Below are 23296 nucleotides of genomic sequence, written 5' to 3'. Positions count from 1 at the left end.
CCGCTGTCCGCGCCCGAGACCGTTGTGCGGCCGACCCTTCCACCGCGAACAGACCCGCCGAGGTCCCACGCGGCCTCGGATCCGGCGTATCGGTGGTCCGGTGCGGTTGCCGCGCGCGGGCCCTCGCCGACTCGGCGCGCGGTGCCCACCCTGCGGATGCGGCCTCGACAACCGCTGGAGCAGCACGGGGTTCGGCTGATCGATGTCGATCGTGGCGATCTGGTGCCGGTTCAGCAGGTCGTCAAACTGCCGTCGCCGCGGGTGCCATTGCTCGCGGCTGGGATATTGGCTGTCGCGACGGGTGCGGTCGCGGTGCTCGGCCTGGGCGTAGCGGCAAGTGGAGATGTCGTACCGCCCAACACTGTTCGTATCGCCGGTGTGGATCCCGCCACCGTCGACCGGGTGGAAGTCGATCTCTCGCAGCCCGTGCCGATCACCGTCACCGGCACCGATGCCGACACCGCGAAACTCTCGTGGAATGTCCTGGGCGCACGCGTCGGCGGTGCGGTCACACCGCTCGAGCCGGGCGCGGAGCCCACCGCGACCGTCCCCGCCCCGGTGAACCAGTACGTGCTCGCCGGTGACCTCACCGGCGAACTGATCGTGTCCCCCAATGGAACCGATACCGCCACCTACAGTTTCGGCGTCCGCACCATCCAGCGTCCCGTCACCACCGTCGCGGCGGTCGGCACCCTTTTGCTCGCCCTCTTCGCCGGTGCATACGCGGAATCCAACTCCCGCGCCCTGCGTCGCGGCAATGCCCGTTTCGCCGCCACCGTCGGCCTCACCATCAGCACCGCGCTGTTCGCGGTCGCGGCCGTTGGCGCCGCCTGGATCCTGCTCGGTACCGAACCCACCACCGCAACCCTGATCTGTTGCGCCGCACTGGGTGCCGCCACCGGTTTCGTCGCCGCTGTCGCCGGTCGCCGCATGGGCCGCCGCTACCGCTACCTACGTTTGAGCCGCATCCGCGACCTGCTGTGAGGCAGTCAATATCGGTGTGGGCGTACAGGTTCGGTGGTGTAGGTGAGGATGCGGTCGCCGATTCGTACGCTCCAGCCGGGTGCGAGTTCGAATCGATGGGGGCCGAGTCGCTTCCAGTCGTCGATGCCGGGGGCGGCAACGAAGGTTCCGCCCGGGGTGGCGGCGTCCTGCACGAAAACCCTTGCGGTGTCGAGGGATATGCGTGCATGGACTCGCGATATGTGCCGGTTCCCGGCGAGTACGATCGGCGATGCGGCGGCCCGCCGCACCGCGTCATCGGTCAAGGGGTCCCGCCCGATGACGTACGGCCGATCCAGTGGGTAGGTCGCCCCCTCGGTGGTGGTGAGCGCGCCGGTGGGTTGGGCGATCCGGGGAGTATCCGGTGCGGGCGGCCCGCCGACCGGTGCACGACCGGCGACCGCGGACCACGCCTGTGGTGCGGCCCAAGGCTTCTCCGGCGATTCGGCTCGCGGTTCTCCCGGCGATTCGGGCCGGGACCGGTTGGATGGTGCGGCCCGAGGCTTGTCGAGGGATGAGGCCCCGGGTTTATCGGACGATCGCGGGCGAGGTTTGGACGATTCGCGGCGACGGTCTTCGGCGGGTCCGGCCGGAGATTTCCGGCGGCGCGCGTGCGGCTCGGAGTCCGGCGATTCGGCGTTGTCCAATGCGGCGGCCCGGGCATCGAAGGCTGCGGTCGGCGGCGGCTCCGGGGCATCGGATGGTGCCGCCGGAGTTGGCCCGGCCGGGACATCCTCGCGCGCAGCGGCCTCGGCATCGAATGCCTCGGTCGGCGGCGGCTCAGCCGGACTGGTGGGCGGTTTCCGGGTGCCGCCGGGGGATACCTTCGCGGGGCTCACCACTGCGGAATCGGCGGAATCGACTGTGCGCCCGCCGGACTGGTCGGCGGGTTGGTTCGAAGCTCGCTGGGTGGCGGGGTGGTTCGGAGTTCGCTGGGCCGCGGGTTGGTTCGAAGCTTGCTGCGTGTCGGGCTGCGCGGCCGGGTGTTTCGGAGTTCGCTGCGCCTCGGCGGCTGGGCGTTTCGATCGGCCGGGCGGCGCTGTTGGTGTGCCGGACTGCTTCTCGAAGAGCGCAGTGGGTGGTGGGCTGTCCGCGTCGCCGGATACGGCGTGCGGATCCTTCGATCCTGTGCCGCGACCCGATGTGGCCGTCCCCGCAGTGCCCGCTCGTGGTTTCGCCGGGGGATAGCCCGCCTCCGGGGAGACATCGTCGGTCGCGGTGTGCGACTCCTTCGATACCGCCCGACCGCCCGGTGTGCCGACCGTTGAGGTTCCGGGTCGTGATTTCTGTGGGGCACCGGATGCCGCCGCCTCCGGTGTCTTCCCTGGTGTCCTCGGTCCACGCTCGGTCGGGACGTACTCCGCCGCGTCTGCCTCGGGATGCTCGACCTGTGCCTCGACCTGTGCCATCGCTTCGGTCCCAGGTGGGGCTCCTGGTCCGAAGCGTTCGGGGTTCGGACTCGTTTCGGCGCTGCGCCGGGCGAAGGTGCTCCCCGGATTGGGCGTGGTTCGGTCCCTCGGGCCGATTCGTGCCATATCCGCTCCCGCGCCGCCCAGCGGATTTCCCGGAGCGGCTGGGCTGCGGGGTGTTCTCGATGCCGCCTCGCTACGGGGAATGTCCGATGAACTGCCGCCGCGCGGGGTGCCGCGTGCCGCATTACCCGTCCTGCGCGGCGGGGTCGGGGCGCTGTCGGCGGTGGGAGTGAAGCGCGTGTGGGAGGGGGTCGGCAAGGGCTCGCGTGCGGTGGCGTCGGTCGGCGGCAGCGGTGCGGTCGTTTTGGGGGTGGCGGCGGAGCGCCGACGGTCGGCGATGCCCGTGGGCGGGGCGTGTAGGACGAAACCGCCGCCGGGGACCACACCGGAGCGTAGGTCGGTGTGCGCGACCTCGTTGGCCGTGCCGTCGCCGCTGACGGTAATGCGCCGCACCGGATCCCGGATTATCTCGTCAGCCCAGGTCATAGCCCGATGACCGGATAGCTCGTGGGCACCCTCCGGCCCCTCGATCACCGCACGAACCGGCCCGCGCAGCAATACCAGCAGCCCCTCGGAAGTCGGCGCGACCACCCCGAACGAGGGCGACTGCCCGGACCCACTCGAGAAGATCGCCGCCGCCAACCGCTGTGCGACCGCCACTCCCGGATCACTCGCCCCGGCCGCCGCCTCAACAGCTCCGAGGATCCGTTCCGTCGAAGGAGTTTCGCCGGTCAGGAACAGCACCACACCGCCGAACCGCGCGATCAGCCCCTCCCCGCGCGACAACCTCACACTGGACGGAATTCGCCCCATTCGCGCCTCCTCTCCCCGGCGCATCGCGGCCGGGAAAACCAACCCGGCGCACCGAACATTGCAGCCCAGAATAGGACGTTCCACCGCCCGGATGCGATGTCTATGTCACCCCTCACCCGGCGGTACCCCCACCGGCGGCCGCAATCGCACGGGTGGTGTCCCGAGCACCGGCAGCCGTCGAGATCGGGGGGAAGCCGCGGTGGCGTAGGCCGAGTACCCTCCGCCACCAGCGTTCCTTCTCCCGGTTCCAGACCGGCTCGCACGCCGCGGCACCCGGAGAGTCATGCGCGGAGGTGTGCCTCGAGGTGACTGTGCGGCGGCCGCACTCAGGTAGCAGTGCGCTCGTCGGGGGGTCTTCCGTTACCGCAGCACGGTGTTTCCGCACGTGGATAGACGGCGAGCCTATGCAGGACGCGCCAACTCGAGCCCATTTCCGCGCGTTTCGATGCGGTGGAGCTCATCACACGTCACGATCGACGGAAAGATCGTCGGCGCACCCGGCGTCGACTCGGCATGACGAGGACTGCCCTATGAGCATTGGGAACCGGATCTCTGCTCGGCCGCGCATTCGAATGTCCAGCGGTACGGGCGCGCGGGGACGCGTGGTGGTGGCGGGAGTGGCCGCCTTGGTTGGGGCGGCGGTGCTCGCCGCGCCGAATGCCGCCGGTACGGCGACGCGGGTGGGGGTGGAGCCGGGGATCAGTTTCGGGCCGGCCACCAACTATGGGACCGGATGTTCCTATCCGGTCAATGCGTATGTGAATGATCCGGTGACACCGGTTGTGTTCTATGACAATGGGATCGCGTTCGCGGTGGCGCACCCGTCGGGAGCCATCGCGACGGCGCATTGGGCGCCCGCGACGCCGGGTGCGCACCGGTTGCAGGTGATTCAGCACAGTGCGCCGGGCGAAGATGTGGTGCCCTATGTGGATCTGCGGGTGGGGACGGGGTTGCACAGCGGGTCGGGGTGCATCGTTCTCCACTGAGAGAGCGCCTTCGGCTCCCACACGGCGTGTCTGCCAGTAGCTGTACGTTGGCTACTAGTTGAGGCGAGAGGAGTCGATATGGCAGGCGACCGTGCGCTGGTACTCGGTGGCGGGGGAGTGGCCGGAATCGCGTGGCAGAACGGCGTACTCGTCGGGCTCGGTGACGCCGGTGTGGAGGTGGCGGATGCCGAGCTGCTGATCGGCACCTCGGCGGGTGCGAATGTCGCCGCCCAATTCGCCAGTGGGCTATCGCGAGAAGAGCTGTTTCGCAGGCAGATCGACCCGCGGGTCCAGAGCCGCGAACTGGTGCCACCCGGCAACCCGCTCGCCGACCTCGCTCCCGTCTGGGCCGCGATCGGTGCCGAATCCGGGGGCGACCCGCTCGAAGAGCGACGTCGAGTAGGCGCGGTAGCCCTCGCCACCCGCACCGTCCCCGAGGCGGCCCGCCGCGCGGTCGTCGAAACCCGACTACCCGCGCACGAGTGGCCGAACCGACGCCTGCTCGTCATCGCCGTCAATGCCGAATCCGGACAACCCCGTGTCTTCGACCGAGATTCCGGCGCCTCCCTGGTCGACGCGGTCGCCGCCAGTTCCGCCGTCCCCGGCGTCTGGCCGACAGTCACCATCAATGGCGCGCACTACACCGACGGCGGCGTCCGCAGCACCACCAATGCCGATTACGCCGCCGACTGCGCCCGAGTACTGATTATCGCGCCGATGCCCGGTCCACCCGTGGACCAGGAAATCGCCGACCTCACCGCCCGCGGTATCCGGGTCGAACTGATCACCCCCGACGAGGCCACCCAGACCGCCTTCGGCGACAACCCCCTCGACACCGCCACCCGCATCCCCGCCGCCGAAGCCGGTCGCGCCCAGGGCAAATCGGAAGCCGACCGAATCGCCGCGTTCTGGGGCTGAGCCAGGCAGCCGTCCCCGGGGACGCCGCTCGGGGTCGATGAGAAACCCCGCGCCCGACGATCCGGCCGCCCGCACCCCGCGGACATCGGCGACCGCGACGCTGCCGGTCGACCAGCCGCGCTCTACCAGGGTGCCAGTCCGCGGCCTCGGATCCCGTGGAACCCACATCCGTTTCGTGCCCAAGCCGAAGCGATTACCTCAACCGGCCGTAGTCCCGCGATACCGCGTCGATCGAAACGAACCCGGACCAACGCCGCCCAACCCACCCGCCGCCTACCCCAAGTAGCGACCGCTCGTCGATCACGAGCGACTCGGCACCGCCTGGTAGCGGGTGCCAAATACCAATCCAGGGTGTTGAGAGCGGGCTCAGCGCTCGGCGGCGACGTGGGTGGTTACTCGAAGGCGGCCTTGGCGGCCGGTTCGGCGGCGGCGCGGTCCGCGACGACCAGGCCGAGGCGGGTGCGGCGGTCCAGGAGGTCGTCTGCGTCGAGTGCGCCCTCGTGGGTGGTGGCGAAGGTGAATTCGGCGGCGGTGACGTCCAGGCCGGGGGCTACCGGGTCGGCCAGCGCGGGGGTGGCTCGGGACAGTTCGAGGATGGCGGTGGCTTCGCTGCCGTAGCACTCGACCAGGCGGGTGGGGGCGGGAATGCGGTCGCGGGCCGCCCCGGAGACCGCGCCTACCAGGGGTAGGTCGCGGGTTCGGCACGGACGGGCGGTCAGACCGGAACCCGCGAGGGCGGCGTCTACCGTGTCCTCGGCCATTTTGCGGTAGGTGGTGAGCTTGCCGCCTACGACGGTGATGACGCCGGTGGGGGCGCGCAGGACGGCGTGTTCGCGGGAGATATCGGCGGTGGTATTCCCGGCGGTGCGCAGCAGGGGGCGCAGACCCGCGTAGGTGCCGCGAATATCGTTGCGGGTCAGCGGCTCCCGCAGGACCGTATTGACCGTGTCGAGGAGGAAGTCGATTTCGGAGTCGGTGGCGTGCGGGACGTCGGGGACGGGACCGGGAGCCTCCTCATCGGTGAGACCGAGATAGACGCGATTGTGCGCGGCGGGGAAGGCGAAGACGAAACGGCTGATACTGCCCGGAATCGGGACCGTGAGCGACGCGGTCAGGCCGCCGAACGCGGCCGCGTCGAAGACCAGATGGGTGCCACGCGACGGGCGCAATTCGATACTCGGGTCGACCTCATCGGCCCACACGCCGGTGGCATTGACAACCGAATGTGCTCGCACGGTGAGAGTTTCGCCGGTGAGCCGGTCGCGCAGCACGGCCGAGTCGCCGGTCACATCGGTCGCCTCCACCCGCGTCAGAATTGACGCGCCGTGCAGCGCCGCGGTTCGCGCGATGGCGACCACCAGGCGGGCATCGTCCACCAATTGCCCGTCCCAGGCGAGCAGCCCGCCACGTAAACCGTCGCGCCGTACCGTGGGCGCGAACCGTAGGGCCTCCGCGGCCGCCACCCGCCGCGATCGCGGCAGCACCGCGGCCGATGTTCCGGCCGTGCGCCGCAATACATCTCCCGCCACGAACCCGGCCCGAATCAGACTTCGCTGTGCCACACCGATTCCCGGCAGCAGCGGCACCACCTGCGGCAGTGCCCGGGTCAGATGCGGGGCCGTGCGGGTCAGCAGAATATCGCGCTCCACGGCGCTCTCGTGGGCGATCCCCACCCCGCCGCTGGCCAGATAGCGCAGCCCGCCGTGCACCAGCTTGGAACTCCACCGACTGGTCCCGAACGCCAGGTCGTGCTTCTCCACCAGTACCGTTCGCAGCCCCCGCGACGCGGCATCGAGGGCCACCCCGGCCCCGGTGATCCCCCCACCGATCACCAGCACATCGATCGCGCCGCCATCACCCAACGCGAGCAGCTCCCGTTGCCGCCGAGCGGCATTCAGCGCGGAGTTGCCGTTGTTCGAGGTTCCGGTCATGACTTGGCCTTTCGGAGCGGAGTCAGATAACTGTCGATGGCATAGGCGAGTTCGGCGTCGAGGTGTTCGGCGTCGAGGAGGTGGGCGACCGTACCCGCGGATTGCACCGCGGATTGGCTCATGAGTAGCAGCATGGTGGCGAGGTGGTTGGGATCGCCGTCGCGGATCGAACCTTCTCGCTGTCCGACTTCGATTGTCTCGGCGAACATTTCGATGAGGTGGCGCTGATTGCGGCCCAGGCGATCGAAGACGTAGGTGAGCATGACGTCGGCGTCGGTCCGAAAAATCTTCTGGAACAGCGGGTTCTCGCGCAGTGCCGCACCGCCGCCGACAATGCCCCGGCACAACCGCTCGCGGGCGGTGCCTTCCGCGGGCAGGGTGCCGTCGACGATCTGGCGCAACTCCCGTACCAGCAGATCCGCTACCAGCGACCCGGTATCGGGCCACCGGCGGTAAACGGTCGGACGGCTCACACCCGCCCGCCGCGCCACCTCGGTCAGCGTCGTGCGGCGCACCCCGAATTCGGACACGCAGGCCCGCGCCGCGTCGAGGATCGCCCGATCGACAGCGGAGGACGGTTCGGTCATCTGTCACCACCATCATCGTTACTACTTGACATTCTATGTCAGACTGTAACGCATGGTCGACACGAAAGCACCCGCCACATCCGCGGAAAACCCGGGCGAGCCGCAGGTCCGCGCGGGTATGGTTTGGGACGCCTGGGGCGCCCCGTCCGGACATAAACCACTGCCCGAACAGATTCGGGGACTGCTCGCGCAGGTGTTCGGCGTGTCCGGCGAGCCGGTGACCCGTCGCGATGAGGGCGATGTGCCGTTGCGCGCGACCGCGATTACGTCCGAGCAGCATGCCGGGCTCGTCGCGGTGGTCGGCGCGGAGAATGTTTCGGCCGATCATCGCGATCGGCTGCGCCACGCGGGCGGTAAGAGCACCCCCGATCTACTGCGCCGCCGCGCCGACGGCGAGCAGGACGCCCCCGACGCCATTGTCTTCCCCGCCGACCATGACGAAGTCCTCGCGATCCTCGCCTACTGTGCCGAAAACGCCATTGCCGTGGTGCCTTTCGGTGGCGGCACCAGCGTGGTCGGCGGTCTCGACCCGGTGCGTGGCCGATTCCCCACCGTCATCGCGCTCGACCTGCGCCGCCTCGACACCCTCACCGACGTCGATCCGATCAGCGGCACCGCCACCCTCGGCGCGGGACTCACCGGCCCGCAGGCAGAGGAACTGCTTGCCGCGCAGGGGCTTTCGCTCGGCCACTTCCCGCAGAGCTTCGAATACGCCAGTATCGGCGGTTTCGCTGCCACCCGCTCCTCCGGACAGGCGTCGGCCGGATACGGCCGCTTCGACGACATGATCCAGCGGCTGCGCGTCGCCACCCCGGGTGGCAGCCTCGACCTGGGTCGCGCCCCCGCCTCGGCCGCCGGACCCGATCTGCGGGAACTCTTCGCCGGATCCGAGGGCACCCTCGGTGTTATCACCGCCGTCACCGTGCGCGTCCACCCCGTCCCGGAAACCACCGCCTACCAGGCCTGGTCATTCCCCGACTTCACCACCGGCGCGAACGCTCTGCGCACCGTGATCCAGACCGGCGCGAACCCCACCGTGCTGCGGCTGTCCGACGAGGCGGAGACCGGACTCAACCTGGCCCGCGCCGGAGATATCGGCGGCGCGACCGTCGGCGGCTGCCTGGCCATCACCACCTTCGAGGGCACCCCCGCTCACGTCGAGGCCCGCAAGGGCGAAGCCGAAGCCCTGTTGACCGCCGCCGGCGGCACCGCCCTCGGCGAAACCCCCGCCCGGGAATGGGAACACGGCCGCTTCAACGCCCCGTATCTGCGCGACGCCCTCCTCGATGTCGGAATCCTCTGCGAGACACTGGAAACCGCCACCGAATGGTCCAACCTCGCCAACCTCAAGGCGAAAGTCACCCAGGCACTGACGGACTCGCTCACCGCCCAGGGCACCCCCGCCCTGGTCATGTGCCACATCTCGCACACCTACCAGACCGGTGCCTCCCTCTACTTCACCGTCATCGCCAAACAGGCCGACGACCCGATCACCCAGTGGGCCACCGCGAAACGCGCCGCCGGTGACGCCATCGTGGCCGCCGCCGGCACCATCACCCACCATCACGCCGTCGGCGCGGATCACCGCCCGTGGATGACCGACGAAATCGGCGACCTGGGCGTCCAGGTGCTGCGCGCGGTCAAGCAGGCCATCGACCCCACCGGAATCCTCAACCCTGGGAAGCTGATCCCGTGAAAGAGATCCACTCGGTCGCCCTGGTGACCAATCCCATGTCCGGGCACGGCCGTGGCCTCGAGGTCGGCGCCGCCGCCATCGCCCGCTTCACCACCCATGGCGTGCGGGTCAGGGAGCTGTGCGGCACCTCGGCGGCCGATACCGCACGGCTGGTGCGCGAAGCCCTCGCTGATCCGGAGCATCGCCCCGATGCCGTGGTGAGCGCGGGCGGCGACGGCCTGACCTGTGTTGTGCTGCAAGAGCTCGCGGGGACCGGTGTTCCGCTCGGATTGGTGCCGGGCGGTACCGGCAATGACCTCGCCCGGCAGCTCGGTATTCCGGATGCGACCGATGCCGCGGTCGATGTGGTGCTCGCGGGCAAGACCCAGGACATCGACCTGGGCACCGTCGAAACCGCGGCCACCGCCGCGGATTCCGGTCCGTTCTGGTTCGCCACCGTCACCGGTACCGGTCTCGATGCCCGAGTCACGTTGCGCGCCAACGAACTGCGCTGGCCGAAGGGGCCGATGCGCTACACGTTCGCCGCGCTCATCGAACTGTTCAACGGGCTGGCGGTGCCGTACCGCATCGAACTCACCGGATCGCCCGACCACCCCGACGGCACCGTGGTGGAACTGGACGCGATCATGGTCGCCGTCGGCAATACCAAGACCTACGGCGGTGGCATGCTCATCTGTCCCGACGCGGTCGTGGACGACGGGATGCTGGATTTGACCGTGGTCGGGGCCATGTCGCGGCTCGCGATGCTCAAGATGCTGCCGTCGCTGTCCTCCGGCAAGCGCATCGACCACCCGGCCGTCAGCCAGTACCGTGCCGCCACCATCACCTTGTCGGCCTCGGGTGCACCCGCGACGGCCGACGGGGAACCGGCGGGCATGCTTCCGGCCACATTCCGTGCGGTACCGGGCGCCCAGGCGGTCCTGGTGCCGTAGCCCGTCGCGGCCGGTCCGGAGCCTCCAGCCCGCCCTCGGACGTGTGAGCATTCCCGACCCATGCCCGGTCGGGGGCGCTCACACGATTTCCACCAGTTCTGCAGGACTGTCGGCTCGCACCCGGGCCACATCGATGCCGCCACCTTGCCCGTTTCCGGCCGCACCGACAGTTTCCTTCGCTGGCACGTGCACCCACTCTGGGTTCGGGGGAGGTGGTATGAATCCATCCAGCAGAGGCGGTACCGAACTGGTCGCAAGTACCTGCGTCTCACCATTATTCAGTCTCATACCGATAGCACCGGCCCGCGGTACCGGAACGGTGTCGGGTCGGATACGGGATCGGCGTTCGCGATGGCTTCACGCCGCGAACGACACCTGACACAATTCGGTGACGGCCGCCCGATCGAGAATGACCACCGATGTCGGTGCGGGCCTTGGTTTCTTGCCCGTCGCCACCGAATCGACCAGTCTGCGCCACTTCACGCAGTGCACCGTGAAACTGAGCCCGATGATCTCGCGTCCCCGGGAAATCTGCCCGGCCAGTGCGGCTTCGGCGGGCGCGTCGATCATGATCATGTGCACCTGCCGCCCCGCGCCCCGTGCCCACATCGCGACCAGCCGGCGTGCCCACTGCCGCGTCCCGCAGTCGTGAATGACCACCGGGCCGTTCACGGTGTACAGCGCCGCACGAATCCGCAGAAAGTGCGTGATATGCACGATCGGCAGCCACAGGGGATAGGGGATCGCGCCCAGCCGCGGCGCCCACCAGTTGCGGGCGTGTCCGGAATCCAGCAGTACCGCCCCGTCCTGTCCGACAACCGGTTGGACGGCGTCTTGGGTGGCACCGAAGAGATTGCGCAGTGCGGTGCTCTTCCCCGCCCCGGGGACTCCGGTCACCATCACAGCAGCCATTGCTGGATAACGCAATTCGCTGACTCCGTCACCGCGTAAATCATGCACTTCACGAGGCGTCATACTGCGCGGTTCGGGGGAGAGGTGGAGCGGGCCGGATTCGAGCGGAGGGTTCACGTCTCCCAGCCTCCGCACTCGCCCACCGTTCGGCAACCGGGAAAACCCCGATCCTGGCTCCAGATCGCCTGGGGGCGAGCCTACTTGGGATACTGGACGGTACCCGAATGGGAGGCGGGCCCTGCCGTGATCGGTTGGCTGCACCCGCACATGGAGCCGCATCCCGGTGGTGGCCGCCAATGCGGTGAAGGCCGCGCGAATTCCCGGAAACGGCAACGAAATTTGCCGCCCTGTCACTCCTGCACGACTGTTGTCCGTGGAGGTGATCGCAATGAGCGAAACAACATACGACGTAGTGATCGTCGGCGGCGGGGCAGCGGGACTGTCGGCGGCACTGGTGCTGACCCGATCCCGACGCCGGGTGGCCGTGGTGGACGCGGGCATGCCGCGAAATGCCCCCGCCGCACATATGCACGGGTTCCTGTCCCGAGACGGTATGCCGCCGCTCGACCTGCTCAGTGTCGGCCGCGAGGAGGTGGCCGGATACGGCGGTGAACTGGTCGACGACCGGGCGACAACGGCCGAGAGGATCGAGGGTGAACCGGGCTTTACCGTCCGCCTGACCGGCGGACGCACGCTGCGCACCCGGCGGCTGCTGGTGACTTCCGGACTGCGCGACGAACTGCCGCCCATTCCGGGCCTACTCGAGCGCTGGGGTCGAGATGTGCTGCACTGCCCCTACTGCCACGGCCACGAAGTGGCCGACCAGCCCCTCGGTCTGATGGGCATGGCCGAACCCGGACCCGTCTCCCGCTCGGTCCACCTGGCACTGATGCTGCCGCAGTGGTCTCGCGACCTGGTGTTCTTCCCGAACACCCTGGACCTGTCCGATATCGATCGTGAGCGCATTACCGCGCGCGGGGTGCGCATCATGGACGGAAAGGTGTCCGGACTCACCATTGCCGAGGACCGCCTGCACACGGTCGACCTCACCGACGGCAGCTCGGTCGCCCGCTCCGCCCTATTCGTCGTCGCCGCCATGATCCCGGACAATGCGGTCCTGGACGCGCTCGGCTGCGAAATCGGACACCAGGGCTTCGTCAGCACCGACCCCAACGGGCAGACCAGCGTGCCCGGCGTCTGGGCAGCGGGCAATGTGGTGGATCCGCGAATGCAGGTGATCACCGCGGCCGGTACCGCCGCCGCTGTCGCCATCGCCATCAACACCGATCTGATGGCAGACGATTGTGATCCGCACTGACGAAAGTTGGCCTATCCTGGGCGATTAGGCGAAAACCTGAGAATTGCTTATGGATTCCAAGGGGTTGCCCGGATCGGCGGTAGGCTGGCTTTCGAGGGCGAGGCTCTCGGTGTCCCTCATCCGCCGAGAGCCTCGCCCTTCGGCTATTTCACCCCGCCTCCGGCGGCCGCGGACCACGCGGAAGCAACCTGCTCGCTCGCCGAGGTTGCCAACAACTAGAATCTTCCGGTGACCAGCGCAGCCTCAGAGAACCCGCGTAATCGTGCCGATGCCCTCCCCAAAAGCTGGACCCCCAGCGAAGTAGAGGCCGACCTGTACGAACGCTGGGTAGCGGCTGGTTACTTCACCGCCGATGCCGGCAGCGACAAACCCGCGTACTCGATCGTGCTGCCGCCGCCGAATGTCACCGGCACCCTGCATATGGGCCACGCCCTCGACCACACCCTCATGGACACCCTGACCCGCCGCAAGCGCATGCAGGGCTTCGAGGTGCTGTGGCTGCCCGGTATGGACCACGCGGGTATCGCCACCCAGAACGTGGTGGAGAAGCAGCTCGCCGTCGACGGTAAGACCAAGGAAGACTTCGGCCGCGAGCTGTTCATCGACAAGGTCTGGGACTGGAAGCGCGAATCCGGCGGCCAGATCCAGGGCCAGATGCGGCGCCTCGGTGACGGCGTGGACTGGAGCCGCGACCGCTTCACCATGGACGAGGGCCTGTCGCGGGCCGTGCAGACCATCTTCAAGAAGCTCTACGACTCGGGACTGATCTACCGCGCCGAGCGACTGGTGAACTGGTCGCCGGTGCTGAAGACCGGTATCTCCGACCTCGAGGTCGACTACAAGGACGTCGACGGCGAACTGGTCTCGCTGCGCTACGGCTCGCTCAACGATGATGAGCCGCATGTGATTGTCGCCACCACCCGAGTGGAGACCATGCTCGGCGATACCGCGGTGGCGGTGCACCCGGACGACGAGCGGTACCGGGCACTCATCGGTAGCACGCTGTACCACCCGATCACCGGCCGTCAGATCCCGATCGTGGCCGACGACTACGTCGATCCCGAATTCGGTTCCGGCGCAGTGAAGATCACCCCCGCGCACGACCCCAATGACTTCGAGCTGGGCCTGCGCCACAACCTGCCGATGCCGACCATCATGGACGAAACCGGCAAGATCGCCGGAACCGGAACCGAATTCGACGGGATGGACCGATTCGAGGCGCGGCTGAAGATCCGCGAGCGCCTCGAATCAGAGGGCCGCGTGACAGGACGCAAGTACCCGTACTCGCACAGCGTCGGCCACTCCGAGCGCTCCGGCGAGCCCATCGAACCGCGCCTGTCCATGCAGTGGTGGGTGAAGGTGGAACCGCTCGCCAAGGCCGCCGGTGACGCGGTGCGCAACGGCGACGTCAAGATTCACCCCGCGGGCCAGGAACCGCGCTGGTTCGACTGGGTCGACAATATGCACGACTGGACCATTTCCCGGCAGCTGTGGTGGGGCCACCGCATCCCGATCTGGTACGGCCCCGAAGGTGAGGTCGTCTGTGTGGGACCGGATGAGCCGGCCCCCGAGGGCTTCGTCCAGGACCCGGATGTGCTCGACACCTGGTTCTCCTCGGGCCTGTGGCCCTTCTCGACCATGGGCTGGCCCGACGCCACCGCCGAGCTCGAGAAGTTCTATCCCACCAGCGTTCTCGTCACCGGCTACGACATCCTGTTCTTCTGGGTGGCCCGGATGATGATGTTCGGCATGTACGTGTCCGACGACTCGGTGCTCGGCGTCGGCAAGGACACGAAGCAGGTGCCGTTCCAGGATGTGTTCCTGCACGGCCTGATTCGCGATGAGCACGGCAAGAAGATGTCCAAGTCGCGCGGCAATGGCATCGACCCGCTGGACTGGATCAACGAGTACGGCGCGGACGCCACCCGATTCACCCTGGCGCGCGGTGCGCAGCCGGGCGGTGACCTGTCCGTCGGCACCTCGCATGTGACGGCCTCGCGCAGCTTCATTACCAAGCTGTTCAATGCCAGCAAGTTCGCGCTCATGAACGGTGCGCAGCCGGGTGAGCTGCCCGCCCGCGACACCCTCACCGACTCCGACCGATGGATCCTCGATCGCCTGGACCAGGTTGTGGCCGAAGTGGATTCGGCGCTGGACCGCTACGAGTTCAGCAAGGCGTTCGAGGGTCTGTACCACTTCACCTGGGATGAACTGTGCGCCTGGTACCTGGAACTGGCCAAGGTGCAGTTCGGTGAATCGGAAGGGCGGGCCGCCAGCACCCGCATCGTGCTCGGCAATGTGCTGGATTCGGTACTGCGCCTGCTACATCCGGCCATTCCGTTCGTCACCGAATCGCTGTGGCTGGCACTCACGGGTGGGGAATCCATTGTGGTCGCCGAATGGCCCAAGGTTTCCGGCGTGCCCGCCGACGCGGTGTCCGATCGCCGTATCGCCGATACCCAGCGCCTCATCACCGAGATCCGCCGCTTCCGCAGCGACCAGGATCTCAATGACAGCCAGAAGGTGGCGGCCAAGCTCATCGGCCTCGACGCCGCCGACCTCACCGGCCAGCTCGGCGAAATCACCAGCCTGGCAAGGCTTACCGAGGCGGGCGTGGATTTCGCCGCCACCGCCTCCCTCGAGGTGCGCCTGACCGATGCCACGGTGACCGTCGAAATCGACACCTCCGGGACCGTCGACCTCGACGCCGAACGCCGTCGCCTGGAGAAGGATCTCGCCGCCGCGCAGAAGGAACTGGCGGGCACCACCGCCAAGCTCGGCAATGCGGGCTTCCTCGCCAAGGCTCCCGATGAGGTGGTCGAGAAGATCAAGGGCCGCAAGGAGATCGCCGCCTCCGAAGTCGAACGCATCGGCGCGCGGCTGTCCGAAATCGCGAAGCTGGCGGAGCGCAAATGAACAACGAACCCGAACGCCGGTACGCCGAGGAGCCGATCACCGGCACCTCCCCGGTCGACCTCGCCGAAATGGCGTTGGTAGAGGCCGAACTCGATAAGCGCTGGCCGGAAACCAAGATCGAGCCGTCGCTCGACCGCATCTCCACCCTCATGGATCTGCTCGCCTCGCCGCAGCGGAACTATCCGGCCATCCATATCGCGGGCACCAATGGCAAGACCTCGGTCACCCGCATGATCGACTCCCTGATGACCGCGCTGCACCGGCGCACCGGCCGGATCACCAGCCCGCATCTGCAACTGGCCTCCGAGCGCATTGCCATAGACAACGCGCCCGTCACCCCCGGGCGCTATGTCGAGACCTACCGCGATATCCAGCCGTACGTCGAGATGATCGACGCGCGGTCGGAGGCGGCGGGCGGTCCGCGCATGAGCAAGTTCGAGGTGCTGACCGCCATGGCGTACGCCGCATTCGCGGAAGCGCCCGTCGATGTGGCGATTGTGGAAACCGGACTCGGCGGAACCTGGGACGCCACCAATGTGATCGACGGTCAGGTCGCGGTCATCACCCCCATCGGGCTGGACCACACCGAGTACCTCGGACCGGACCTGACCTCCATCGCGGGGGAGAAGGCCGGAATCATCAAGAAGGCTCCCGAAGACGACCTCGTCCCCCGCGACACCGTCGCCGTCATTGCCGAGCAGGACCCCGAAGTCATGGATGTGCTGCTGCGCCGGGCTGTCGAGGTCGACGCCGCTGTCGCGCGTGAGGGTTCGGAGTTCCGGGTGCTGTCGCGCGCCGTCGCCGTCGGCGGCCAAGTGCTCGAATTACAGGGACTCGGCGGCGTGTACGACGAGATCTTCCTGCCGCTGCACGGCGAACACCAGGCCCGCAACGCCGTACTCGCGCTCGCGGCCGTCGAGGCGTTCTTCGGTGCGGGCTCGCAGCGCCAACTCGATATCGAGGCCGTTCGCGCGGGCTTCGCCGCCGCTGTCAGTCCCGGCCGGATGGAACGCATGCGCAGCGCGCCGACCATCTTCATCGACGCCGCGCACAATCCGGCCGGCGCCCAGGCCCTCGCCAAAACCCTCAGTGACGAATTCGACTTCCGAAAACTCGTCGGCGTGGTCGCGGTGCTGGCCGATAAGGACGTCGGCGGCATTCTGGATGCCCTGGAGCCGATCTTCGACGAACTGGTCGTCACCCAGAACGGTTCCCCGCGCGCCCTGCCCGTCGACGATCTCGCCAACCTCGCCGTACAGCGCTTCGGCGACGAACGCGTAGCGGTGGCTCACGATCTCACCGATGCCATCGAGACCGCGATCGCCCTCGCCGAAGAGGGCGAGAGTGGCGAAGCGGTCTCCGGTGCGGGCATCGTGGTCACCGGATCGGTCGTCTCCGCCGGGGCGGCACGCTCGCTGTTCGGAAAGGACCCCTCCTGATGAGCGAGGATACGCAACCAACTCCGCCGCCCGCCGCGGACCCGTGGAAGGGTTTCCGCGGTGTCATGGCCGGTGCGCTGATCCTGGAAGCGATTACGGTCCTGCTCGCCCTGCCCGTGGTGGCCACGGTCGGCGGCGGTCTCACCTGGTGGTCCATCCTCTACCTGGTGGCGCTCGCGGTGCTGATGATCCTCGGCGCGGGTGTCCAGAAGAAGTCGTGGGCCGTCCCGTTCAACCTGGGCTTGCAGGTCCTGCTCATGGCGGGCACCTTCATCCACCTGTCCATCGGGATTATCGGTGTGGTCTTCGCCGCCGTCTGGATCTTCCTGCTGGTCCTGCGTGCCGACGTCAGGAAGCGCATGGAACTCGGCCTGCTCCCGAGCCAGCGCACCCAGAACGCGCCCTGAACAGTTTTCCGCCAGGTCACACCGCGACCCCACGATTCGGGAGTTGACAACCTGCCCGGCTAGGCTGTGCGCCGTGACTGAGCAGACGTTGGTACTCATCAAGCCGGACGGCGTGGCCCGCGGCCTGATCGGGGAGATCATCACTCGTATCGAGCGCAAGGGTCTGAAGATCGCCGCGCTGGAGCTGAAGAATGTCTCCGAGGAGTTGGCCGGGCAGCACTACGCCGAACATGCCGAGAAGCCGTTCTTCGGTTCGCTGATCGAGTTCATTACCTCCGGCCCGGTTATCGCGGCGGTCCTCGAAGGTCCGCGCGCCATCCCCGCCTTCCGCCAGATCGCCGGCGGCACCGATCCGGTCGAGAAGGCCGTACCGGGCAGCATTCGCGGCGACTACGCCCTGGAGACCCAGTTCAACCTGGTGCACGGCTCCGATTCCGAGGAGTCGGCCAAGCGCGAAATCTCCCTCTGGTTCCCCGACTTCACCCTCTGAATACAGTTCGCCACATCGTTGCCACACCCCGTACCACGCGCGGCTCGCTCTCCTGGCCGAGTGCGTGGCGGGGCTGGTCGGCGCACTCACCGCAACGACCTGAAAAGGTATCTCGGGGGTTCGTGGGGCGGCGCTCGCGGAGGTGTGTGGGATACTGGCTCTGGAAGTAGCCACCACCCGCCGTTCATGGCAGGTAGCGGCCACAACCAAGGCACCGCAGCATGACGGACGATCATCGCTGCTGCCGACAGCTTCTGAGACTCGGTTGTCGGGCGGCACGCTGGATGAACGCTCGTGCGGTGGTGTTGAGCCAAACCAACCAGGCACCGCGTGACCAGTTAGCCGAACGAACGAAGACAACAGGCGAACATCGGGCACGTGGGGCGAGACCATATGATCTTGCGCCCTCGGGCGTGAGGCGAACTGACAGTGCCCCCGCGTCGGCGGCGTGACTCCGTAGTTTCTCGGAGGGACGCGCCCGGGGGCCCGAGGAGAATTCGTGGCCGAACAAGAGCCGCAGGAAACACCGCAGGTGAACGGCGAAGGGGAGGCGGGCCGTTCGGAACAACAGCAGACGGACACCGCTCCGGCTGCCGAACAGTTGCCGGAACGGATCCGAGTGCATGCACTGGCGAAGCTGCTGGGCACTACCAGCAAGCGCATCCTGGCCCACCTGACCGATATGGGCGCGCAGGCGCGCAGCCCGCAATCGAGTCTCGATCGCACGGTCGCCGAAACGGTGCGCGACGCCTTCGGGCCGCGTTCCGTCGAGACCGTCGCCGAGACCACCGTGCCCGAGACGGTCGCCGAGGCCGTTGGCACGGGCGATGAGCTCGTCGCCGATGAGCTGGCCGCCGAAGAGGTCGAGCAGGCCGAGGCCGCCGCCAAGCCGGAGCGGGCGGGTCGGAAGAAGCTCCCGACCCTGTTCGCCAGCCCCTATTCGGCGCAGCAGGAGGTCGAGGAACAGCCGATGTTCGCGCCGCCAGCCTCGGTGGCCGCACCGCTGTTCCTGCCGCCGGATGCCACCGCCGCCGAGGATCTGCGTCGCAAGGTGCGTGCCGAACGTGCCGAGCGCAGCGAACCGGCCGAGCGCCCCGAACGGACCGAGCGCCCTGAGCGGGCCGAGCGCAAGTCCAGGGCCGCCAAAGCGGATAAAGCAGACAAGGTCAATAAGGTCGAGGAGCCGGTCGACGAGCCGGCCGCCGTCATCACCGACGACACCGCGGCCGAGGACAATACCGAGGACGCCGACTGGGACGAGACCCGCGAGCAGCGCGATGGCGCGTCGCGTCGTCGCCGTCGCGGCCGTCGTGGTCGTGGTCGCGGCCGTGGCGAACAGCAGGGCGAGGGTGACGACAACGGCTCGGACTCCGAGTCCGACGATGAGGACGATGACACCCTCGCGACCGCCGACGCCGAGGATTCGGCCGACGAGAACGAGGACGACAACGACGATGCGGCCGAGTCGGAGGGCTCCAGCACCCGCCGTCGCCGTCGTCGCCGTCGCCGCAAGGGCTCGGGCGAGGACAGCGAGGCCGATCCCACCGAGGACGATCCGCCGAACACCGTCGTGCACGAGCGCGAACCGCGCAATAAGCGGCGCGCCGCCGCGGCTGCCGCCACCAATGTCGATCGCGACGAGGTGCAGGGCATTTCCGGCTCCACCCGGCTCGAGGCCAAGCGCCAGCGTCGCCGCGACGGTCGTGAGGCCGGTCGTCGCCGCCCGCCGATTCTGACCGAGTCGGAATTCCTGGCCCGCCGTGAATCGGTGGACCGGGTCATGGTGGTGCGCCAGAAGCACTTCGCCGAACACCCGACCACCACCACACAGGTGGCGGTGCTCGAGGACAACATCCTGGTCGAGCACTTCGTCACCAGCACCGGTTCCGCGTCCATGGTGGGCAATGTCTACCTGGGCAAGGTCCAGAATGTGCTGCCGTCGATGGAGGCCGCCTTCATCGATATCGGCCGCGGTCGCAATGGCGTGCTGTATGCGGGCGAGGTGAACTGGGAGGCCGCCGGTCTCGGTGGCCGCGAGCGCAAGATCGAGCAGGCGCTCAAGCCCGGCGACACCGTGCTGGTGCAGGTCTCCAAGGATCCGGTGGGCCATAAGGGCGCTCGCCTGACCACCCAGATCAGCATGGCCGGTCGCTTCCTGGTTTACGTGCCGGGCGGGACCTCCACCGGTATCAGCCGCAAGCTGCCCGATACCGAGCGCAAGCGCCTCAAGGAGATCCTGCGCGATATCGTGCCCCAGGACGCCGGTGTCATCATTCGCACCGCGTCCGAAGGTGTCAGCGAAACGGAGCTGGCCCGCGATGTGGAGCGGTTGCAGGCGACCTGGCGCACCATCGAGGAGCAGGCCAAGGACAAGTCCGGCGCGCCCAAGACGCTGTACGAGGAGCCGGATCTGTTGGTCAAGGTCGTCCGCGACCTGTTCAACGAGGACTTCTCCAAGCTGGTCATCGAGGGCGATCGCGCCTGGACGACCGTGGAGAACTACGTCCGCACCGTCGCCCCGGATATGTTGGCCCGGGTCGAGCGGTACGAGAACACCGGCGTGGATGTGTTCGGCGCGATGCGAATCGACGAGCAGCTGGCCAAGGCGCTCGACCGCAAGGTGTGGCTGCCCTCGGGTGGCACCCTGGTGATCGACCGCACCGAGGCCATGACCGTGGTCGACGTCAATACCGGCAAGTTCACCGGTGCGGGCGGCTCCAATCTCGAAGAGACGGTCACCCGCAACAATCTGGAGGCGGCCGAGGAGATCGTGCGCCAGATGCGGTTGCGCGATATCGGCGGCATGATCGTCGTCGACTTCATCGATATGGTGCTCGAATCCAACCGGGACCTGGTGCTGCGCCGCCTCACCGAGGCGCTGGGCCGGGACCGCACCCGCCATCAGGTGTCCGAGGTGACCTCGCTGGGTCTGGTGCAGATGACCCGCAAGAAGCTGGGCACCGGACTGGTGGAGGCCTTCTCCACCAACTGTGAGCACTGCCATGGTCGCGGCCTCATCGTGCACGACTACCCGGTGGAGGCCTCACCCGCGGAAGAGGGTGGTGGTCGCCGCGAGGGCCGTCGCCGCCGTAAGGACAAGGGCGGCAACGCGACTGCTCCGGAGCCGGTCGCCGCGGCCGTGGCCGAACCGCACGAGTCCGAGGAGAAGGCCGCCGCTCGGCGGGCACACCCCGTCGCGCTGGCGATGGCCGCGCACCACGACGAGGATTCGGAGGACTCCGCTGCGGCGGTCGAGGTCGCCGAGGCCGAAACCGTCGGTGTCGACGAGGTTGTCGAGGCCACCGAGAACGCCGTGGCCCGCGATTCGGCCGCGGCCGAGGCGAAGGCCGCGGTGGCGCAATCCACCAAGGCTGCCAAGTCCAATGGAACCGCCCCGAAGGTGACCGAGACCAAGGCGGCCGCCGCCGATGCGGTGGTCGCGCAGTACGCCGAGGAGGCCGCTGCCGAAGCCGCCGTGGCGGTGACCGAGGCGCAGGCCGCGACCGGTGTTCAAACCGCCGCGGCGGCCGAACCGAAGCAGGCCGAGCCGAAGCAGTACGAGCCCGAGCAGGCCGAGCCGAAGGCGGCCGCCGCCGAAGAGGTAGCGCCCTCGACCGGTCGCCGTCGTCGCCGGGTGGCCCGTACGGCTGCCGCCCCGGCCGCGGACAGCAAGGGCGCGGTCTTCGTGCTCTCCAGTACGGATCAGGCTCCGCCCGCGGCCCTGACCATCGAGGATGCGGCCCCGGTGGATGTACCGCCGCGTGCCCGTCCCCGCCGTCGCGCCGCCGGTCGCCCGGCCGGTGCCCCGGAGGGTGGCAACTAGCTCCGAATGAACGAGTGTGGCCCCGCTGTCGAACAGCGGGGCCACACTCGTTTCACGGCGGCTGCTTACTGAGGTTGAACGTGTGGTGTCGGCTATCGCTCCCGTCGTCCTCACCTGCTGTCGTCTCCGCTCAGGCCCCCGCCCCCTCGGCTCAGTCCCCGCCCTCGGCTCAGCTCCGTCGCCTTGGTGCAGCTCCGTGGTCTCGGTGCAGCCCCGCCGTCCCGACTGGGCTGCCCACCCGTCATCCCGGCGTGCTTTTGGCCAGGATCCACTACTGCGGAGGTGTGGATTCCGGCCAAAAGCACGCCGGAATGACGAAGCGGCCAGGCGCCATCGCGGTACCGTTCGCTCAGTCGCTCAGTCGCTCAGTCGCGGACCGTGATGCCGAATGTCCGGGCGAAGGCCGGGGCGAGGTCCATGAGCTGGAGCGGGTTGATTGTCGCGCCCCGGAGTGCCTCGATACCGGCGGTGATGCCGATCGCGGTCGCGCCACGCAGGTCGACGTTCTTCAGCTGTGCCTGGTGCAGCGACAGTCCCTCGAGGATGGTGCCGGGGAAGCTCACCTTGGTGAGCTTCGCCTCGGCGAAATCGGTATCGCGCAGCACGCAGTCGACGAACTGCACCTCTTGCAGGTTGGCGTTGCGGAAGTTCACGGCATCGAACTTGCAGCCCTCGAACCGGATTCGGCGCAGACCGGAGCCGATGATCTCCACGCCGGACAGGGCATTGTCGACCATTTCCACATTGACCCAGTTGGTCTGGCTCAGATTGGTGCCGACCCAGCGGCTGTCGCGTAGCCACACATCGGCAAACCGCGCGAAGCGCAGGCTGCCGCCCTGGAATGTCACCCCGGTGAAGGCCGATTCGTCGAACCGCGCGCCACTGGCCTCCACGGCGTCGAAGTATTCGCCGTTCAGGTGGACGGTGTCGTAGTGGCTGTCGGGCTCCAGTTCGGCGGCGAACGGTTCGAGGTGGCGGGCGTACGGGAGGTCGGTAAGCTCACGGGGCACCTCGGCACCATAGGCCGGTGCACCGACAGCTTTGTGAGTGGGCGCGGCACCGGTTCGGAATGTGCCGGAGGCCATCGGCCCCCAGTTTGGAGGGGTCGGCCCGGGTCCTGTAGCCTAGGACGGTCGCTGCCCGGTGACAGCAAATCTGCTGTGAGCCCGTGGCCCGGTTCATTCGAGAGCCACCAGGCGCTGAGGCGGCGGTGATTACCAGACCAGTCGTACGGCGGTAACCGGTGTGAGCCGGAGCCAAGCCGTGTGAGCACAGTGCCGATGGCACTTGTACAGGAAAGAAGGGCAGCCGACCGATGGCATCGTACGCAATCGTCAAGACCGGCGGAAAGCAGTACAAGGTCGCGGTCGGTGACCTGGTGAAGGTCGAGAAGATCGAGGGTGAGCCGGGCACTTCGGTGTCGCTGTCGCCGGTGCTGGTAGTTGACGGCGCCGAGCTGACCACCGATGTTGACAAGCTGGCGAAGGTTTCCGTGTCCGCCGAGGTCGTCGAACAGACCAAGGGCCCGAAGATCCGTATCCACAAGTTCAAGAACAAGACCGGCTACCACAAGCGTCAGGGCCACCGTCAGAAGCTGACGGTCCTGAAGGTCACCGGCATCAAGTAGTTCCGACCAGGGGGTCGTTCCCCGGCA

The 23296-nt window shown here is 68.0% G+C and carries 16 protein-coding genes and 1 pseudogene; 12 read left to right on the top strand and 5 right to left on the bottom strand.

From position 1 onward, the window contains the following. Positions 1-984: pseudogene (locus NU1_RS21955) on the top strand (serine/threonine-protein kinase); the annotation flags it as partial. A gap of 5 nt (positions 985-989) precedes the next feature. Here NU1_RS21955 and NU1_RS21950 read toward each other — a convergent pair. Further along, positions 990-3287 (bottom strand): FHA domain-containing protein, encoded by a 2298-nt coding sequence (locus NU1_RS21950; RefSeq protein WP_157552771.1) that lies wholly within the window; start codon positions 3285-3287, stop codon positions 990-992. A 530-nt stretch (positions 3288-3817) separates the two neighbouring features. On the opposite strand from NU1_RS21950, the gene NU1_RS21945 reads away from it, so the two are divergent. Further along, on the top strand, positions 3818-4273 hold the full coding sequence (locus NU1_RS21945; protein WP_157552768.1) for a hypothetical protein: 456 nt from the start codon (positions 3818-3820) through the stop codon (positions 4271-4273). A 78-nt stretch (positions 4274-4351) separates the two neighbouring features. Then, a complete protein-coding gene (locus tag NU1_RS21940; protein ID WP_067523692.1) occupies positions 4352-5191 on the top strand; it encodes a patatin-like phospholipase family protein in 840 nt (279 codons plus the stop codon). 392 nt (positions 5192-5583) lie between these two features. On the opposite strand, the gene NU1_RS21935 is transcribed toward NU1_RS21940, so the two are convergent. Both NU1_RS21935 and NU1_RS21930 read right to left on the bottom strand, forming a co-directional pair. Then, a complete protein-coding gene (locus NU1_RS21935; protein ID WP_067523691.1) occupies positions 5584-7122 on the bottom strand; it encodes a glycerol-3-phosphate dehydrogenase/oxidase in 1539 nt (512 codons plus the stop codon). Next, positions 7119-7709, bottom strand: a complete 591-nt coding sequence (locus NU1_RS21930) for a TetR/AcrR family transcriptional regulator (protein ID WP_067523690.1) — start codon at positions 7707-7709, stop codon at positions 7119-7121. The genes NU1_RS21935 and NU1_RS21930 overlap by 4 nt, the downstream gene beginning before the upstream one ends. 118 nt (positions 7710-7827) lie before the next feature. On the opposite strand from NU1_RS21930, the gene NU1_RS21925 reads away from it, so the two are divergent. Together NU1_RS21925 and NU1_RS21920 are read left to right on the top strand one after the other, a co-directional pair. After that, on the top strand, positions 7828-9405 hold the full coding sequence (locus tag NU1_RS21925; protein ID WP_067523708.1) for an FAD-binding oxidoreductase: 1578 nt from the start codon (positions 7828-7830) through the stop codon (positions 9403-9405). Beyond that, entirely contained in the window at positions 9402-10337 is a 936-nt protein-coding gene (locus NU1_RS21920; RefSeq protein WP_245720248.1) for a YegS/Rv2252/BmrU family lipid kinase, read from the top strand. The genes NU1_RS21925 and NU1_RS21920 overlap by 4 nt, the downstream gene beginning before the upstream one ends. A 357-nt stretch (positions 10338-10694) precedes the next feature. On the opposite strand, the gene NU1_RS21910 is transcribed toward NU1_RS21920, so the two are convergent. Further along, positions 10695-11249, bottom strand: coding sequence for an AAA family ATPase (locus tag NU1_RS21910; protein ID WP_245720247.1), 555 nt, complete (start codon positions 11247-11249; stop codon positions 10695-10697). A gap of 388 nt (positions 11250-11637) precedes the next feature. On the opposite strand from NU1_RS21910, the gene NU1_RS21905 reads away from it, so the two are divergent. The 6 genes from NU1_RS21905 (at position 11638) to NU1_RS21880 (ending at position 21642) form a co-directional block, all read left to right on the top strand. After that, positions 11638-12567, top strand: coding sequence for an NAD(P)/FAD-dependent oxidoreductase (locus NU1_RS21905; protein ID WP_067523706.1), 930 nt, complete (start codon positions 11638-11640; stop codon positions 12565-12567). A gap of 228 nt (positions 12568-12795) precedes the next feature. Beyond that, positions 12796-15483 carry a valine--tRNA ligase gene (locus NU1_RS21900; protein ID WP_067523688.1) on the top strand — a complete coding sequence of 896 codons (2688 nt, stop codon included), beginning with the start codon at positions 12796-12798 and terminating at the stop codon, positions 15481-15483. Next, the gene (folC, locus tag NU1_RS21895) at positions 15480-16922 is read left to right on the top strand and encodes a bifunctional tetrahydrofolate synthase/dihydrofolate synthase (protein ID WP_067523687.1); all 1443 of its coding nucleotides are present in this window, start codon (positions 15480-15482) and stop codon (positions 16920-16922) included. The genes NU1_RS21900 and folC overlap by 4 nt, the downstream gene beginning before the upstream one ends. Next, a complete protein-coding gene (locus NU1_RS21890; RefSeq protein ID WP_067523686.1) occupies positions 16922-17329 on the top strand; it encodes a DUF4233 domain-containing protein in 408 nt (135 codons plus the stop codon). Before folC ends, NU1_RS21890 begins: the two co-directional genes overlap by 1 nt. A gap of 73 nt (positions 17330-17402) precedes the next feature. Beyond that, on the top strand, positions 17403-17819 hold the full coding sequence (gene ndk / locus NU1_RS21885) for a nucleoside-diphosphate kinase (RefSeq protein ID WP_067523685.1): 417 nt from the start codon (positions 17403-17405) through the stop codon (positions 17817-17819). Positions 17820-18318: 499 nt separating this feature from the next. Continuing rightward, complete coding sequence (locus NU1_RS21880) at positions 18319-21642, top strand: translation initiation factor IF-2 N-terminal domain-containing protein (protein ID WP_371859827.1); 3324 nt, start codon at positions 18319-18321, stop codon at positions 21640-21642. A gap of 365 nt (positions 21643-22007) precedes the next feature. On the opposite strand, the gene NU1_RS21875 is transcribed toward NU1_RS21880, so the two are convergent. Next, positions 22008-22652: a pentapeptide repeat-containing protein gene (locus tag NU1_RS21875; protein ID WP_067523704.1), complete on the bottom strand. Its 645-nt coding sequence runs from the start codon at positions 22650-22652 to the stop codon at positions 22008-22010. Between the two features lie 305 nt (positions 22653-22957). Between NU1_RS21875 and rplU the strand changes: the two genes are divergently transcribed. Continuing rightward, positions 22958-23269, top strand: coding sequence for a 50S ribosomal protein L21 (gene rplU / locus NU1_RS21870; protein WP_067523684.1), 312 nt, complete (start codon positions 22958-22960; stop codon positions 23267-23269). The last annotated feature ends 27 nt before the right edge of the window (positions 23270-23296 follow it).

Origin of the sequence: Nocardia uniformis NBRC 13702, from assembly GCF_001613345.1 — a bacterium.
GTDB lineage: Bacteria > Actinomycetota > Actinomycetes > Mycobacteriales > Mycobacteriaceae > Nocardia > Nocardia uniformis.
The sequence above is the reverse complement of the archived record's forward strand: the minus strand, read 5'-3'. Positions and strand labels throughout refer to the sequence as shown.